17 protein-coding genes and 1 tRNA gene are annotated in these 15,444 nt (G+C 46.6%); 3 read left to right on the top strand and 15 right to left on the bottom strand.

Annotated elements, in window-relative coordinates; all coding sequences use genetic code 11:
- Positions 1-3 precede the first annotated feature (3 nt).
- Positions 4-963 carry a lactate/malate family dehydrogenase gene (locus tag ACKPBX_RS12930; RefSeq protein ID WP_319995586.1) on the top strand — a complete coding sequence of 320 codons (960 nt, stop codon included), beginning with the start codon at positions 4-6 and terminating at the stop codon, positions 961-963.
- A 71-nt stretch (positions 964-1,034) separates the two neighbouring features.
- On the opposite strand, the gene panD is transcribed toward ACKPBX_RS12930, so the two are convergent.
- The 10 genes from panD to ACKPBX_RS12880 form a co-directional block, all read right to left on the bottom strand.
- A complete protein-coding gene (panD, locus tag ACKPBX_RS12925) occupies positions 1,035-1,421 on the bottom strand; it encodes an aspartate 1-decarboxylase (protein WP_086628237.1) in 387 nt (128 codons plus the stop codon).
- Between the two features lie 15 nt (positions 1,422-1,436).
- Positions 1,437-2,279 (bottom strand): pantoate--beta-alanine ligase, encoded by an 843-nt coding sequence (panC, locus tag ACKPBX_RS12920; protein WP_319995585.1) that lies wholly within the window; start codon positions 2,277-2,279, stop codon positions 1,437-1,439.
- A 14-nt stretch (positions 2,280-2,293) separates the two neighbouring features.
- A complete protein-coding gene (gene panB, locus ACKPBX_RS12915) occupies positions 2,294-3,133 on the bottom strand; it encodes a 3-methyl-2-oxobutanoate hydroxymethyltransferase (RefSeq protein WP_407433627.1) in 840 nt (279 codons plus the stop codon).
- Between the two features lie 448 nt (positions 3,134-3,581).
- Positions 3,582-3,782 carry a hypothetical protein gene (locus ACKPBX_RS12910; protein ID WP_119093112.1) on the bottom strand — a complete coding sequence of 67 codons (201 nt, stop codon included), beginning with the start codon at positions 3,780-3,782 and terminating at the stop codon, positions 3,582-3,584.
- Between the two features lie 466 nt (positions 3,783-4,248).
- Positions 4,249-4,473 (bottom strand): hypothetical protein, encoded by a 225-nt coding sequence (locus ACKPBX_RS12905; RefSeq protein ID WP_319995584.1) that lies wholly within the window; start codon positions 4,471-4,473, stop codon positions 4,249-4,251.
- A 63-nt stretch (positions 4,474-4,536) separates the two neighbouring features.
- Positions 4,537-4,746: a hypothetical protein gene (locus ACKPBX_RS12900; protein ID WP_319995583.1), complete on the bottom strand. Its 210-nt coding sequence runs from the start codon at positions 4,744-4,746 to the stop codon at positions 4,537-4,539.
- Positions 4,747-5,024: 278 nt separating this feature from the next.
- A tRNA-Ala gene (locus ACKPBX_RS12895) sits at positions 5,025-5,097 on the bottom strand.
- A 69-nt stretch (positions 5,098-5,166) separates the two neighbouring features.
- Positions 5,167-5,949 carry a Cof-type HAD-IIB family hydrolase gene (locus ACKPBX_RS12890; RefSeq protein WP_319995582.1) on the bottom strand — a complete coding sequence of 261 codons (783 nt, stop codon included), beginning with the start codon at positions 5,947-5,949 and terminating at the stop codon, positions 5,167-5,169.
- 13 nt (positions 5,950-5,962) lie between these two features.
- Entirely contained in the window at positions 5,963-7,744 is a 1,782-nt protein-coding gene (locus ACKPBX_RS12885; protein WP_086628265.1) for an ABC transporter ATP-binding protein, read from the bottom strand.
- Positions 7,741-9,471 (bottom strand): ABC transporter ATP-binding protein, encoded by a 1,731-nt coding sequence (locus ACKPBX_RS12880; RefSeq protein WP_086628266.1) that lies wholly within the window; start codon positions 9,469-9,471, stop codon positions 7,741-7,743. The genes ACKPBX_RS12885 and ACKPBX_RS12880 overlap by 4 nt, the downstream gene beginning before the upstream one ends.
- Before the next feature lie 369 nt (positions 9,472-9,840).
- Between ACKPBX_RS12880 and ACKPBX_RS12875 the strand changes: the two genes are divergently transcribed.
- Positions 9,841-10,059 carry a DNA-directed RNA polymerase subunit epsilon gene (locus tag ACKPBX_RS12875; RefSeq protein ID WP_086628267.1) on the top strand — a complete coding sequence of 73 codons (219 nt, stop codon included), beginning with the start codon at positions 9,841-9,843 and terminating at the stop codon, positions 10,057-10,059.
- Positions 10,056-11,732, top strand: coding sequence for a ribonuclease J1 (gene rnjA / locus ACKPBX_RS12870; protein WP_086628268.1), 1,677 nt, complete (start codon positions 10,056-10,058; stop codon positions 11,730-11,732). The genes ACKPBX_RS12875 and rnjA overlap by 4 nt, the downstream gene beginning before the upstream one ends.
- 63 nt (positions 11,733-11,795) lie before the next feature.
- On the opposite strand, the gene ACKPBX_RS12865 is transcribed toward rnjA, so the two are convergent.
- The 5 genes from ACKPBX_RS12865 to greA form a co-directional block, all read right to left on the bottom strand.
- Entirely contained in the window at positions 11,796-12,104 is a 309-nt protein-coding gene (locus ACKPBX_RS12865) for a HesB/YadR/YfhF family protein (RefSeq protein ID WP_086628269.1), read from the bottom strand.
- A gap of 98 nt (positions 12,105-12,202) precedes the next feature.
- Positions 12,203-12,802 (bottom strand): LuxR C-terminal-related transcriptional regulator, encoded by a 600-nt coding sequence (locus ACKPBX_RS12860; protein WP_407702599.1) that lies wholly within the window; start codon positions 12,800-12,802, stop codon positions 12,203-12,205.
- A 75-nt stretch (positions 12,803-12,877) separates the two neighbouring features.
- On the bottom strand, positions 12,878-13,948 hold the full coding sequence (locus tag ACKPBX_RS12855; protein ID WP_140185996.1) for a sensor histidine kinase: 1,071 nt from the start codon (positions 13,946-13,948) through the stop codon (positions 12,878-12,880).
- Positions 13,945-14,679 (bottom strand): cell wall-active antibiotics response protein LiaF, encoded by a 735-nt coding sequence (liaF, locus tag ACKPBX_RS12850; RefSeq protein ID WP_086628272.1) that lies wholly within the window; start codon positions 14,677-14,679, stop codon positions 13,945-13,947. Before liaF ends, ACKPBX_RS12855 begins: the two co-directional genes overlap by 4 nt.
- 264 nt (positions 14,680-14,943) lie before the next feature.
- Positions 14,944-15,423 carry a transcription elongation factor GreA gene (greA, locus tag ACKPBX_RS12845; RefSeq protein ID WP_319995581.1) on the bottom strand — a complete coding sequence of 160 codons (480 nt, stop codon included), beginning with the start codon at positions 15,421-15,423 and terminating at the stop codon, positions 14,944-14,946.
- Between the last annotated feature and the right edge of the window lie 21 nt (positions 15,424-15,444).

The following is a 15,444-nucleotide window of genomic DNA, read 5'->3' as shown; positions in this document are numbered from 1 at the left end:
CCTATGATCCAGACAAAATTAGCCATCATCGGGGTCGGCCATGTCGGTTCCCAAGTATTGACCGACTGCAGCCACCTCAACTTATTTTCTGACATCGTCCTGATCGACAGCAACGAGGACACGGCAAGAGGCGAAGCCCTGGACCACCGCCATGCGCTGGCCGCTAGCTACCGGACACACAGCAAAATCTACGCCGGCGATTATGCGGACTGCGCGGATGCCGACGTCATCATCATTTCCGCAGGCGTCAGCGAGAAGCCTCGCCCCGGTGAGGATATGCCCCCAAGAGCGTTGATGGGCAAGGAGAATGCCAATGAAATACGCAAAATCATGGCCGGCATCACCCAGCACACAAAAGACGCCATCATCATCCTGATAACGAATCCGGTCGATACGATCACCTACATCGCCGAAAATGAGTTCGACTATCCGAAAGGTAAGATTTTCGGCACCGGAACGACTTTGGATACTTTCCGCTACCGTCAGATTGTTGCTGCCCATTATCATGTCGATCCCAAAAACGTCAGCGGCTACATCATGGGCGAACACGGCAGCACCGCCTTCCCGGCTTTCAGCAGCACGACTGTGGGTGCACTCACCCTTACCCAAAGTGATGCCTTATTGGACCCTGCGGCACCATTGGACCGGGAATTCGTGACCCAAGAAGTGGTGCACACAGCTTCCGATGTCTTCAACTGGAAAGGCTGGACCAATTCAGGCATCGGGGAAGTGGCGGCAGCCTTGGCCCGCGCAGTCATGCTGGACGAGAAAAGCATCTTCCCTGTGACCGCGACCGTCGACGGCTTTTACAACTGCCATGGCGAAGCGGCCTTCAGTATGCCTTGCATCATCGGCAGGAACGGCTTGGAAAAACAGATCCCCTTGCCGCTGGATGATGAGGAATACGAAAAACTGCAACTCTCCATCAAAGATATTCAATTTACGCTGCAATCCGTGAGATAGGAAAAGCGCAACCGCATCAAGCCAATCGGCCATGATGCGGTTGCGCTTCTTTTTATTCCTATATGGACAAATTACATGCTGAGTCTGCCGTGTTCTTCATATCTTGTTACTGTTGTGATGGCATTCTGCTCATCCACAAACACCACCAGCGGTTTGTGTTCCTTCGCTTCCTGTTCATCCATCATGCAGTAAGCCATGATGATGATTTTATCGGACACCTGAACGCAACGGGCGGCGGCACCGTTCAGGCATATCATACCCGAGCCGCGTTCGCCTGCGATGACGTAAGTTTCGAACCTGGCCCCGTTGTCGATGTCGACGATCTGGACCTTTTCATATTCGATCAGCCCTGCGGCGTCAAGCAGATCCTTGTCGACAGTGATGCTGCCCACATAGGAAAGCTCCGCTTGGACAACGACGGCGCGGTGTATTTTACTTTTTAGCATATTGAGTTGCATTGTTTTTCCCCCCACTTATTCCGTGATAAAATTATCGATCAGACGCGTTTTTCCGATATAGACTGCCAAAGCCACCAATACAGGTCGCTCGACGCTGTCCACTTGCTGCAGCGTACGCGCATCCACCAACTCCACATAATCGATCTTCGCCATTGGTTCGGCTTGGATCATTTCCGAAATGGCCTTCAGGATTTTGGCAACATCCCGCTCGCCATCCGCAAGCATTTGCTTCGCAACTTCGAGCGCTCGGCTCAGCACCAACGCTGCCTTGCGCTCATCCGCTGACAGATAACTGTTGCGCGAGCTTTTGGCCAATCCGTCCGCTTCCCGGATGATTGGGCAGCCAATGACTGTGATGTCCATATTGAGGTCGCGGACCATCTGCTGGATGACCGCCAATTGTTGGGCGTCCTTCTGTCCGAAATAGGCACGGTCCGGCTGCACGATGTTGAACAGCTTTGTCACGACTGTGCAGACGCCCCGGAAATGGGCCGGCCTGCTTTTCCCGCATAAACTCTCCGTCAGACCATGCATGTCCACAAAGCTGCTGAAATCGGGATGGTACATTTCTTTCGGCTCGGGATGGAAAATCAGGTCCACTCCACTGGCTTCGCACAAAGCGGCATCCTTTTCCAGATCTCTTGGATAGCTTTCCAAATCTTCGGATGGGCCGAACTGCATCGGATTCACAAAAATGCTGACGACCACCCGATCATTTTCGCTGACGGCTTTCTGCATCAAGCTTTGATGGCCTTCATGGAGATAGCCCATCGTCGGAACAAAGCCAACCGACAAACCTTCCTTTTTCCAGGCCTTCACGGCACTGCGGATTTCTTCAACCGTTGCTGCAATCTTCATTCGTGATTACTCCTCTAATATAATTTTTCGATGACCGCATCGGAGAGTGCAAACGTATGCTCCGCTGCCGGAAACGCGCCGCTTTTCACTTCAGATATGTAGCCTTCGATGGCTGTCTGCATCTGTGGTCCTATTTCAGCATAACGCTTGACGAATTTTGGTGTGAAATCGGAATAGAGTCCCAGCATGTCCTGGTAGACCAACACTTGGCCGTCGCAGCCATTACCGGCACCGATGCCGATCGTTGGAATCGAGATACTCTTTGTGATCAACTCAGCCAACTTGGCCGGTATGCATTCCAGCACCACCGCAAATGCTCCAGCCGCTTCGACAGCCTTCGCTTGCTCAATCAGGCTGCGCGCCGCTTCTTCATCTTTCCCTTGGACCTTGAATCCGCCGAAAGCATTGACGGATTGGGGCGTCAGGCCGAGATGCGCCATGACCGGAATGGAAGCTTCCACGATTGCCTTTATCTGCGGGCAGACTTCAATGCCGCCTTCCAGTTTGACGGCCTGCGCCCGGCCTTCCTTGATCAGCCGGCCTGCATTTGAGACCGCATCATAGACGGAGGTCTGATAGGACATGAACGGCAGATCGCTTACGACTAATGCATCCTTTACTCCTCTGGCGACAGCTTTCGTGTGGTGGATCATGTCCTCCATTGTTACCGATAAGGTGTCTTCATACCCCAACATCACCATCCCCAGCGAATCGCCCACCAGTACCGAGTCGATCCCTGAAGCATCGATCAGTTTGGCAGTGGAATAATCATAAGCAGTCAGCATCGTCAGCCGCTCATTTTTCTGCTTGGCATTGCGGAAAGTCAAAACCGATTTCTTCACCCGAATTCTCATCCTCTCTTCATCCAATGTAATATATTATTCACACATTACGTTCTGCGGGGAATAATGTCAACAACTTTTTGAAACTGGAAGCCCTACCAAAAACAATTGCTGTCATGACAGTTGGGTATTCCGGTTTAAAAATAGTCTGAAACGCATTCAAAATGGTATTCAATCCAAAAAAATAACCTTTAGAGCGTTGAATGAACACCGTCCTGACAACGTTTCTAAAGGTTATTCATGTAATTATGATGGAGACGATGGGTATATCTAACACAAAAACAACCATATATAATAGAATGCAAAACGTCGCTACAGTTATGCTTTTCAACTTTCAGCCAATGAATAATAATCAATGTATAGCATTCAAATGGCATTCAATTTAGGGCAGGGCAATTAATCTATTCGCTATTGGATAGGTTATTTTTTTTGCACCCGGTCAGCAGCCGTCTTGCTGATTCTATTTGAATAAATCCCAGAATGAGAACGTGGTTTTCTTATAAATTTTATTGTACGCTGCGCGCTTTGGATCTCTTATCCATCCCATGCCCTTTTTACCATATAGCGGATTGATAGAACTCTTGACCGCGCGTTTCACTCGTCCGGTTGTCCTTGCTTTGATTGATCGTTTAATACTTGGTGTACGCATTCCGAATTTCATTGCATTCAGTCCTTTGTAGTTCGAATAACTTCCTACTTCAGTATACTACTTTGGCAAGAAATATCCCTATATTCGTTTCGGATACATTAGCCAATAACTAACCATATGCCAATCTGGAATAGCGTGATAATGCGTTAAAATCGCTCATGAATGAAGGCAAAAAAATAATGCTGACTACCTTAGGGGTATTTATCTATATAAGCCTGACAACTATTTCATATGCCAATTATTGAAAACGCGATTATTTTTTGGTTCTTTCTTCAGCAAGTAATTTCTGCATTGCATTCGTGCCAAAAACAAATTATTAATGTTGCTTTAGGTATTTTACATGACTGCATGGAAAGTCTCTTAAATCGCTTGTATTTGCCTTCTTCTGCAATATGAGGATGCCATTGATGCCGCTCCACTTTATTTTGCACACAAAAATGAGTACCTAATTTTAGAATTTAGATACTCATTTTTGTTATTAAATTTGAAAGACGCCATCACTCGCGATTATCTCTTTCGCGCGCTCCTCGGTTATTTCCTCGAAATCTGTAAAGTCATTCATGATGATTTCTTCGTACCAATAATCGGATGCTTCCCAGGTTTTGCTCTCCGGGACGTACTTAAACATCCAGTCGCCGTATTTCAAAAGGAAATTTTTCCGATTCGCCCTCGTCGTTATGTAATATTTTGTCGTTCTCATCATTTCACCTCTTCCTTTTTTTGCCTTTTGATGCGCGACCTCGCCCCTGCCTTTTCCAAACAACGGTCACGGCCGCAAACTGGCAGCAATTTCTGTTTCTCCTATTTCGTACAATTTTCGGATGATGATTGATGATTTGGCCCGTCGCTCCAGCTCGTCCTCCGTGCTTTGATAAATATCAGTGTAGTTGATGGCATTGTATTCCCGAACCAGTTTTTCGATCTGCTCTTTGTTTTCTGGATGCTTTATCCAAAAAGCTGGGATGTAGGTACTCATGCTTTATCCACCTTGTCTTAATTATTTTGATTCATCCAAGCTAACCTCTTTAAGTTAATTATACACCCGTTCTTATTCAAAATGATCATTGCTAAACGTGTCCAGCGATGTGATTCTGAATGTTTATGCTCATGTAACCGAAAAAGAAAAAGGCGAAACAGCTGATAAACTTGCCGCATACGTGAATTTTTAACATTACATGGTCAAAAAAACAGACCATAGAAAACTACAGAATTGGCTCTGTATCAACGTTTCTATGGTCTGTTATTTTTATATGATGGAGACGATGGGGCTCGAACCCACGACCTCTTGACTGCCAGTCAAGCACTCTCCCAACTGAGCTACGCCCCCGAAATAACAGGGTATCAACGACGTTCGGCAAAAACGCCTTATGAATGATATGATACCCTATTTTCGATTCTATATCAAGCCTAATTTTCCAAGTGCGTAGGCAATTCCGCCTGAATTACAGTCTTTCGTGACAAATTTGGCGACATCCTTGACGGAATCGACCGCATTGCCCATTGCGACGCCATAGCCGACGCTGGAAATGAGTTCATAATCGTTGTTTCCGTCACCGAAAGCTATTGTATCTTCATGCGCAAAGCCCAGATGTTTCGCCATCCACAGAGCAGTTTGTGCTTTTGAACCAGGATTCGGCAACACGTCCACTCCAGCATCGTGCCATCGCACAAAGCGGAATTCCGGAAAAGCACCGTCTTCATAGATTGCTTTCTCTTCTTCTTTATAGAACAAAAGTGCTTGATAAAGCGGATTGTTTTGATAGAAAGACACATCGTGGTCAGGGACTTCGAACTCGATGCTGCGCATCGCTTCGCTTGCGTTGTTCTCGATCGATTCATGGCGACGAGCCAGAGCATGCGCTGATTCGTAGACAACCTGATGGCCGCTCTCATCGGAAATCTGCAGCAATTTTTCGAATGCATTCAAATCCAATTTGTTTTCATACTTTAGTTCATGCTTGAAGTAACCTGCTGCGCCGTTGCAGACGATGTAATTGTCCAATTGGAACGTATCGATGACCTCTTGGGCCAGAAACAGATTCCGCCCTGTCGCAATCGCGATTTCGTGCCCGTTCTTCTGCAGTTGGCGCAAAGCTTGGACAGTGCTCTCAAGCGGCATCTTTTCATCATTAAGCAATGTTCCGTCGATATCAAAGAAAATGAATTTTTTGTTCTTCAAATTTTTGCTCCCCTTACTCTGACTCATTTTTGAATTGACTGGTGTACAAATCGTAATAAAATCCTTTTCTTTCCAACAGCTCTGCGTGCTTGCCATGTTCGATTATTTCGCCTTGATCCATGACGAGGATCAAATCGGCATCGCGGATGGTGGAAAGCCGGTGCGCAATCACAAAACTGGTCCTGCCTTGCATAATGCGTTTCATCGCTTTTTGTATCAAAGCTTCCAGTCTAGTATCTACGGAACTTGTCGCTTCGTCAAGTATTAAGATTTTAGGATCCGCTATAAAAGCGCGGGCAATCGTCAGCAATTGCTTTTGACCCAAGGAGATATTGGAGGCCTCCTGGTTTATGACCGTCTCGTAGCCTGCACCCAAAGTCTGGATGAAATGGTGGACATTGGCTGTGGTCGCGGCATCCACCACCTCTTCGAAGGTCGCATCCAGTTTTCCGAAGCGGATATTCCCTGTGATCGTGTCCTTATAGAGCCAAGCGTCCTGCAGTACCATCCCGAACTGGGAGCGCAAGTCAGCGCGGGTCAGTTCTTTTGTGTCGTAGCCATCTATTTTGATGGCGCCCGAATCCACCTCATAGAAGCGCATCAGGAGATTGATCATCGTGGTCTTGCCGGCGCCTGTCGGACCGACGATCGCCACTGTTTCCCCGCTTTTTACATTGATGTTGAAATTCTTGATCAGCGGGTTTTCTTTGTCATAACTGAAGGAGACATTCTCAAAAGTGACATCGCCGCGGATTTCCTTCGGCAAACTCATTTTCACTTCTCCTTGCACTTCCTCCTCTTGATCAAGGAGATCGAAGACACGCTGGATGGAAGAAGTGGCCGATTGGATGATGGCCGATAATTGTGTGATTGTCGAGATTGGCTGATTCACTTGCCAGACATACTGCACCATAGCCTGCACATTACCGATCGTCATCGCTCCGGCCATCGCTTGCAGGATCCCGAGCACAGCGATGATGATATAGGAAGCATTGGTGATGAGTGCCACAGCCGGAGACATCAGCCCGGAAATGAAGGCCGCCTTGAAACCATTCTTTTTCAATGATTCATTGATGGAATGGAATTCATCGAAAGCATCCTCTTCTTTGCCGTAAAGCTTGATGATGGAGAAGCCGGTCAGCGATTCCTGGACAAACCCGTTCAGCTGTCCGAGATATTTCGCTTGCCCACGGAAATACGGTTGCGACAGCAGCGTGATCTTTTTGGAAAGGATGGTGGCCAACGGAATCAGCACGACCATGGTGAGAGCCAGCTTCCAACTGATCGCGAACATCATGATGAGCGCAAATGTGATCCCCAAAACGGCATTCAGCACCTGAAGCAACGATTGCTGCAACGCATTGCCGATGGAATCGACATCGTTCGTCACTTTGCTCAGAATATCGCCGAATTGGTTGCGGTCAAAGTAGGCAATCGGCAGCCTGTTCAATTTGTCGCTCAGATCCTTGCGCAAATCACGCATGGCATCCTGGACGACATCCGTCATGAACAATTGCGAATAGAGATTCGTAGCCTGGAAAAGCAATGCCCGAACAAAATAGATGATCAGCACTTTCGATAAATAATCGTAATTGATGCCGGCACCTTCCACGCCTTTCAACATATCCGAAACATTTCTGCCGATTTCCGTGATGGCAAATCCGATTATGAAAGGCTCAAGTACATTCAGTATCGTCATCGCTACGGTCAAGAGGATGGAGCCGAAGAACTTCAGTTTGTAAAATTTGAGGTAATCCCATACCCGGAGCAACGTTTTTTTGTCCACTTTTTTCATGCGAGTTCCTCCTTGCTCATTTGCGAGGATGCTATATCATAATAGATTTCACAATTCTGCAATAGGTCTTTGTGGGTCCCCTGACCGACGACCTCACCTTCATTCATTACAATGATCTTATCTGCATGCATGATCGTGCTGACGCGTTGGGCCACAATGATGACTGTCGCTTTTCCGGTCTCTTTTTTGAGCCGCGCGCGCAAAGTCGCATCCGTCTTGTAATCCAAGGCCGAGAAACTGTCATCGAAAATATAGATATCCGGTTTACGGACGATTGCCCGGGCAATCGATAACCGTTGCTTTTGCCCGCCGGAAAGATTGCTTCCGCCCTCCGACAAATGTTCATCGAAACGCTTCGGTTTGCGCGCTATGAATTCCTTGGCTTGGGAAATATCGGAGGCTTCCTCGATTTCTTTTTTCGAGGCATCCCATTTCCCGTACCGAAGATTTTCGGAGATCGTTCCGGTGAAAAGCAAGGCTTTCTGCGGAATAAAGCCGATTTTCTTGCGCAAAGCTTTCAGATTATAATCGCGCACATCATGCCCATCGATCAGGATGCGCCCTTTCGTGACATCATAAAAACGCGGAATCAATTGGATCAGCGTCGATTTGCCGCTCCCTGTGCTGCCGATGAAGGCGATTGTTTGCCCTGGTTCAGCCGAAAAGGAAATATCCTTGATCACCGGGGTGTCGGTGTTCCCAGGATACGCAAAACTGACCGCTTCAAAACTCAGATAACCATGCGTCGTGGTTTCCGTAATCCCTTCTTCGTTCGGGGAAATGCTGCTGGTTGTGGACAACACTTCCTGGATCCGCTTCGCGGAAACCGATGCCCGCGGGTACATCATGAAGACGACCGCAAAATTCAGAAACGAGAACAAGGCATGGAAACTGTATTCGATGAAAGCCGTCATGTCCCCCAGTTGAAGGCTGCCTCCCTCGATCTGCTCGGAACCAAACCACATGATGGCGATGATGATCAGATTGATGACATGTGAAAATACTGGCTGGTTCCAGGCCATCAGGCGGAACAGTTTTTTTGAAACCACGCTATAGGCGTTGTTGACTCCCTCAAACCGTTGAGCTTGAAAAGCCTCCTGGACAAATGCCCGGATGACACGCATGCCGGAAAGTGACTCCCTTAAATTCCCGTTGATGTCATCAAGATTTTGCTGTTGAGCCTCGGATAGCGGCTGTGATTTTTTGCCGATCACAATGATCATCACAAGCAATGCCGGAAAAGCCGGCAACAGGATGATCGATAAGTCCGGACTCGTGCGCGCTATCATGAATGCGCTGGCGAACATCATGATGAAGGTCATCAACCCCATCCGCAGCAGCATCTGGGCGAATTGCATCAGAATGAAGGCGTCATTGGTGACCCGCGTCACCAATGATGAAACGCCGATGCGGTCATACTCTTCGTGGGAAAAGGTCTGGATATTTTGGTACATGTCATTGCGCATATCCGCTACCATGTTGGTAGTGATTCTGCCGGTTGCATAGGCGACAATGATTCTTCCCACAAACCCGATCAAGGCCAAGCCGACCATGACTGCAGTCGTGCGCAGTATATTCTCTTTTCCGCCGCCTGCAACCGTTTCGTTGATCAAGCCTGCAAGCATCGTGGGCAACCCCAACTCCACAAGCACAAAGCCGAAAGCTCCCAGCACATTTAATAAAAATAATTTGTTATATCGACTGATATAACGCCAAATTAAAGACATTTCGATACACCTACCTTAATGGAAAAGATTCTCCGGGGTTCTTCAGGGCAAAAAAAAAGAGCACGCTCGTTTTTCTGTCCAGCCTTCCAAACCCTCTGTATCCAGTCTAGCCAATTACTGTGTTTAAGTCTACAAAAATATTGATTGCTTTCGTTAAAAAAAACAAAAGAGAATTGCTTTACTATTGGAAAGGCTTGCACCCTTCAAAAATGATTTTGCCAGTCATTTCTATACTAACTGCCTTAATTGTGGTAAACTTACAGTACCGATTGTATGAAAAAATACAACTATTGACCAAGTTAACAAACTAAGATTGTAATTTTTAAGTACAGTACTATCAAAAACAATAAGAAAAATGGAGTGAACTATATGATATTTAAAGTAACATACCAACCAGCAAAATTTGATGCACCTACCAGAGAGAACACGGAATCTCTTTACGTGGAGGCATCCGATATCGTCATAGCCAGAAGATTAGTTGAACAAAATACCCCCTACAACATTGAATTCATCCAACCTTTGGAAGGCAGCCATTTAGAATACGAACAAAAAGATCCTAATTTTAAAATCACGGAGTTCAATGTATGAAACCTAACATAAAAAACAATGAGGTCGGTGTATTTGCCCTCGGGGGTTTAGGGGAAATCGGCAAAAATATGTATGGCATACAATTCCAGGATGAGATCATCATTCTTGATTCCGGGATCATGTTTCCGGAAGATGACTTGCTTGGCATTGATTATGTGATACCCGACTACAGTTATTTGGTGCAAAACCAAACCAAAATCAAAGGATTGTTCATTTCTCACGGGCACGAAGATCACATCGGTGGTGTCCCTTTTCTTTTGAAAGAATTGAATGTCCCTATCTATGCAGGCAAATTGGCGCTCGCCATGATCCGCAACAAACTGGATGAGCACGGCTTGCTAAGGGATGCTATCCTGCATGAAATCAATGAAGATTCTATCATCAAATTCCGTAAAACCAGCATCAGCTTCTTCGGAACAACGCACAGCATACCGGAAACCTTGGGGATCGTGGTCAAGACTCCTCCAGGCAACATAGTGTTTACCGGTGATTTCAAGTTCGATTTCACGCCTGCAAACGGCAAACCGGCCAATATCCATAAGATGGCGAAAATCGGAGAAGAAGGCGTGCTTTTACTTCTGAGCGACAGCACAAATGCGGAAACACCAGCATTTACGCAATCAGAGCAAATTGTTGGTGAGTCCCTAAAAAACATCATTCAAAAAGTTTCGGGAAGAATCATTTTTGCTTCCTTCTCGTCCAACATCTACAGACTGCAACAAGTCACTGAAGTCGCACTCGAAACGGGCCGGAAGATCGCTATATTCGGCCGCAGCATGGAGACGAACTTCCGTACGGCCAGAGAATTGGGTTTCATCGTGGCTCCTGATGATCTGTTCATTGAAACACGTGAGCTGAACAGCCTTCCCGCTGATAAAGTGCTGATCATGTGTACGGGGTCCCAAGGTGAACCGATGGCTGCATTAAGCCGGATCGCCAACGGTACACACAGACAGATTTCCATTCATCCCGGCGACACTGTCATTTTCTCAAGTTCACCGATTCCTGGGAACACAACCAGCGTCAACCGCGTCATCAACCTGCTTTTGGAAGCTGGGGCAAACGTTGTTCACGGTAAAGTAAACAACGTCCACACTTCCGGACATGGTGGCCAACAAGAGCAGAAACTGATGTTGACTCTGATGAAACCAAAATACTTCATGCCTGTCCACGGCGAGTACCGGATGCTGAAGATTCATACAGAATTGGCAAAAGCAGTCGGCATTCCACCCGAGAATTGCTTCATCTCCGATAACGGAGAAATCCTCGCCCTGACTGCGGATTCCGCGAGACGTGCCGGCAGCTTTACGGCAACGGACGTCTACGTAGACGGAAAAGGCATCGGCGATATCGGGAACATCGTCTTGCGCGATCGTCGTGTCCTTTCTGAAGATGGCCTTGTGGTCGTAGTATTGACCGTTGATTTCCGCAACAAAGATTTATTGGCAGGACCGGATATCCTTTCGCGAGGATTCATCTATATGCGCGAATCAGGCGACCTGATCAATGAAGCGCAAGCAATCGTCCGCCAGGATGTTCTTTCCTTATTGAAGGGAACCGATGCTGTCACCGAGAAGAAACTGAAGGACACCGTTACGAATGCCATTCAACCTTACCTGTATGAAAAAACGGAACGCCGCCCTATGATTGTACCCGTCATCATGAGCGTCTGAAACTAAAAACCTAAACAGAATAGAAAAAGAGGGCCTGGATCAAAAATCCAGCGCCCTCTTTTTCTATTTGTCCTCTTTATTTTGTGCGATGAAGTTATACTCCGGTTCGCGTTGTTTTTCATCGAATCCGACATGCAGATCATAGCCATTAAAGAACCAATCATCAGCATCCTCTACATAATATAAAATGCCATTGTATTCAGCTTTTGCAATCGGAGATACTGGCTCATCCACATCAAGGCCAACGGAGAACCCTTCATGTATTTGGCTGCTGCCGTATACCTTCCCAAGGAAACGAACCCCTTTTTTGCCTGAAATGCCCATTTCCTGTTCAAACCATTTTTGTGCGCGTTCACTGATTTCTATTTTCATCTAGTCGCTGATCGGATGATCAGCCTGCCCCCCTCACTGCTATCTATCATATTCATCTTATCATAAGGAAGCATCATTTTATAACACTTTGCTCACAGTCATCGAATCAGATGATGCTTGAAAGCATAGATTGTCGCTTGGGTCCTGTCATCCACTTCCAACTTTGTCAGAATATTGGACACATGTGTTTTGACTGTCTTCAGTGTGATGAACAGTTGATCGGCAATGTCCTGATTGGAGTAGCCCTGCGCGATGAGCAGCAACACTTCCCGCTCTCTGGCGGTCAGCTCTTCATGCAGCGGCCGGATATTTCTTTTCGAGAAGCGCTCCAGCATTTTATCGGTCACTTCTGGCTCCAGGACAGACTCGCCGTGGTAAGTGGAACGGATCGCATCGGCAATTTCATGCGCTGAAGAGGTTTTCAGCATGTAACTGGAAGCCCCCGCCTCCAAAGCCGGATAGACCTTCTCATCATCGATGAAACTGGTGACGATGATAATTTTTGCTTTGGGCCATTCATTCAATATCGCTTTTGTCGAGGCAATGCCGTCCATTACTTCCATGACCAGATCCATCAAAATGATGTCCGGACGAAGATCCAGGGCCATTTCATAGCCGATCAAGCCGTTTTCCGCTTCCCCTATTACTTCAATGTCATCTTGGATGGATAAATAGGCCGAGTAACCCAGCCTCACCATCTCGTGATCGTCGATAATCAATACACGTATCAACCTGAACCCTCCTAATGAAAATTTTTCAAAAATTCCGTCATTCTATTCAGCGCTTGCGTCGTTGGTCTTCACATTGGTATTCGGGATGCGTATTTCGATCACGGTCCCTTTTTTGGGAAAACTGATGATTTTGCAGCTCCCGCCCATCCCCTGCACGCGTTCTTTGATGTTCATCAGACCATAGCTGCCGGATTTTTCGATTGAGGTATCGAAGCCGACACCATCATCGTAAACGCGGAGACTGATTTCCTGCAAGGTTTGTTTCAGATACACTTCCAGATGGGTTGCCTTTGCATGCCTCAGCGTGTTCGAAAGCAGCTCCTGCACAATACGGAAAAAATGATCCTCGATGCCGCTCATCGTGTGCACATCGTCGATTTCCCATTTGATCGCGATTTGGACTTTCGACTTCAATTCCACCAACAACTGTTCGATCCCTTTTTTCAGGGATTTGCCTTCGAGTTTGGTTGGACGAAGATGAAGCAGCAATGCTCGCATCTCCGACTGGGACTCGTTGATGATGCCTTCTATGAGACGCATCTGTTTCTGTATTTTTTCCGGAAAATCACCCGACCGCTCATTGACCGCCGACAACATCATCATTGCGGCAAAGAGTTGTTGGCTGACGGAGTCATGCAGTTCCCTCGCGATGCGGTGCCTCTCCTGCTCGAGTATTTCTTCTTTCGTTTCGTTGCCGACCTGCTGCGGATTTGCACTCAGATGCTGCACTTCCCGGGACAGGCTGAGCATCTTTTCCCTGAGCATTTCAATTTCAATATGGATAGCCTGACAGTACTGATCCAAAAACAGTGATTTATCCCGCTTTTTGTTGAATGCCGTATGCTCATAATTGCCAAGATAAAGCCAATGCAACTTGTCCTTGATGCGGTTTTCTTGATTTTTCAAGTAAAAGTGGGCGATCCAAGTTACAACGATCGCAGCAAAAAGCAGCAATACGATGATGTAAAGGAATGCCGGCACATAAAAACGATCCACCTCAAGCAGTTCCTGATAACTTAAATAAGGTCTGAGGGCAAATAAAACGCCGGCCACGATAAAAACAAAGACGCCGAGTATCGTGCTGAACAGAATCAAAACCGCGCTTCTCCTCATAGGTAGATCACCTCCAGATCACCCAGCAGGCTATTGGACACGATTTTTATTTTTCTGTTTGTCTCATCGTAGTCCCGGCTGTATAATTTGACCGTTTCGTTGGTCAAGTCTATTTCATCTTCATTGAACAAAAGCTGGCCTTTGATGGCGGAATGGTGGACAGCCACTCCGATTCCCAAAGGTACGATTACCCTGGTCTTTCCGAATCCTTTGCGGATCAGAATGATATTTTCCTCTTTCGGCAGCAATGTATTCCCCAAATCGATGATCGTATCGCCCATGAATACTGTCAGATTGACATCATCCCATTCATAGACATCCGACCCGATACTGGTGTTTCCGATCCATTTCTGACGCTTTCTGGAACCGTTCCGCTGTTCCGGCTCTTTCGTTTTGACTGTGCGAAATGCTTTTTCTTCCCATGGAACGTCCACAAAAGTATCCAGCTTCAGTTCAGACCAGATTCCCTTTCCATTGATGACAACAACCAGTATGAAAAGAATCAACATCAGCCACACTGAGAAAGTGGAGAGTATGCTCATGACTACCATAAACCATCCGATCAAGCCTAGAATCTGACGACGCTCGCCTTTTCCGGTTCCGAATTTAATGAATATCAGTCCGAACACAAAGACCAGCAGTAAATCGGTGTCCTGCACCAATTGAAACAGGACAGCCAACCCTAATAGCCCTTCAATGAGCAAAAATAATTTCAAGGCACTCTTTTTCATCCCAAGCCCCTCCTTCCTCTACAATGCTCTATAAATTTCCCGCTGAACCTTAGCTTAAGCATCTGCTTCCATTATAGATTACCTGCACCGTTTTGACAGGGCGCTAAGGGTTGATAGTATGCTAAGACTAAAGTCGTAGGGCCCAAATGATTGCATCTACTCTGTCATTATACCCGATGAACCCCAAAGAAACATAAACAAATAGAGGGTAGGACAAAAATCATTTGGAATGATTTTTGTCCTACCCTCTTCTTGGATGCTTTTTTAAGCTTGTTCGATTCTGACGATTTTCACGTTCATATCGCCGCCCGGTGTGCCGATGGCGACTTCTGCGCCGATTTGCTTGCCCAATAAGGCTTTAGCGATCGGGGAATCGTTTGAAATCTTGCCTTCAAGCGGATCTGCTTCTGCACTGCCGACAATGGTGTACGTTTCTTCATCACCATCCGGTAATTCTACGAATGTCACTTTCAGTCCAATCGAAACCACGTTGCTGTCGACGTTTTGTACTTCAATGATTTCCGCAAAACGGATCATTTTTCCCAATGTTGTGATGCGGCCTTCGACGAAAGCTTGTTCGTCTTTTGCAGATTCATATTCCGAATTTTCGGATAAATCTCCATAGCTTCTGGCAATCTTGATGCGTTCAACGATTTCTCTTCTTTTATTCACTTTTAAGTCTTCAAGTTCAGCTTCTAATTTGGCTTTACCTTCAGCTGTCATCGGATATGCTTTTTCGATCATAAGAAATATGCCCCTTTTAAG

The sequence above is a fragment of the Trichococcus shcherbakoviae genome (genome assembly GCF_963666195.1).
In the GTDB taxonomy this organism is placed as follows: Bacteria; Bacillota; Bacilli; order Lactobacillales; family Aerococcaceae; genus Trichococcus; species Trichococcus shcherbakoviae.
The sequence above is the reverse complement of the archived record's forward strand: the minus strand, read 5'-3'. Positions and strand labels throughout refer to the sequence as shown.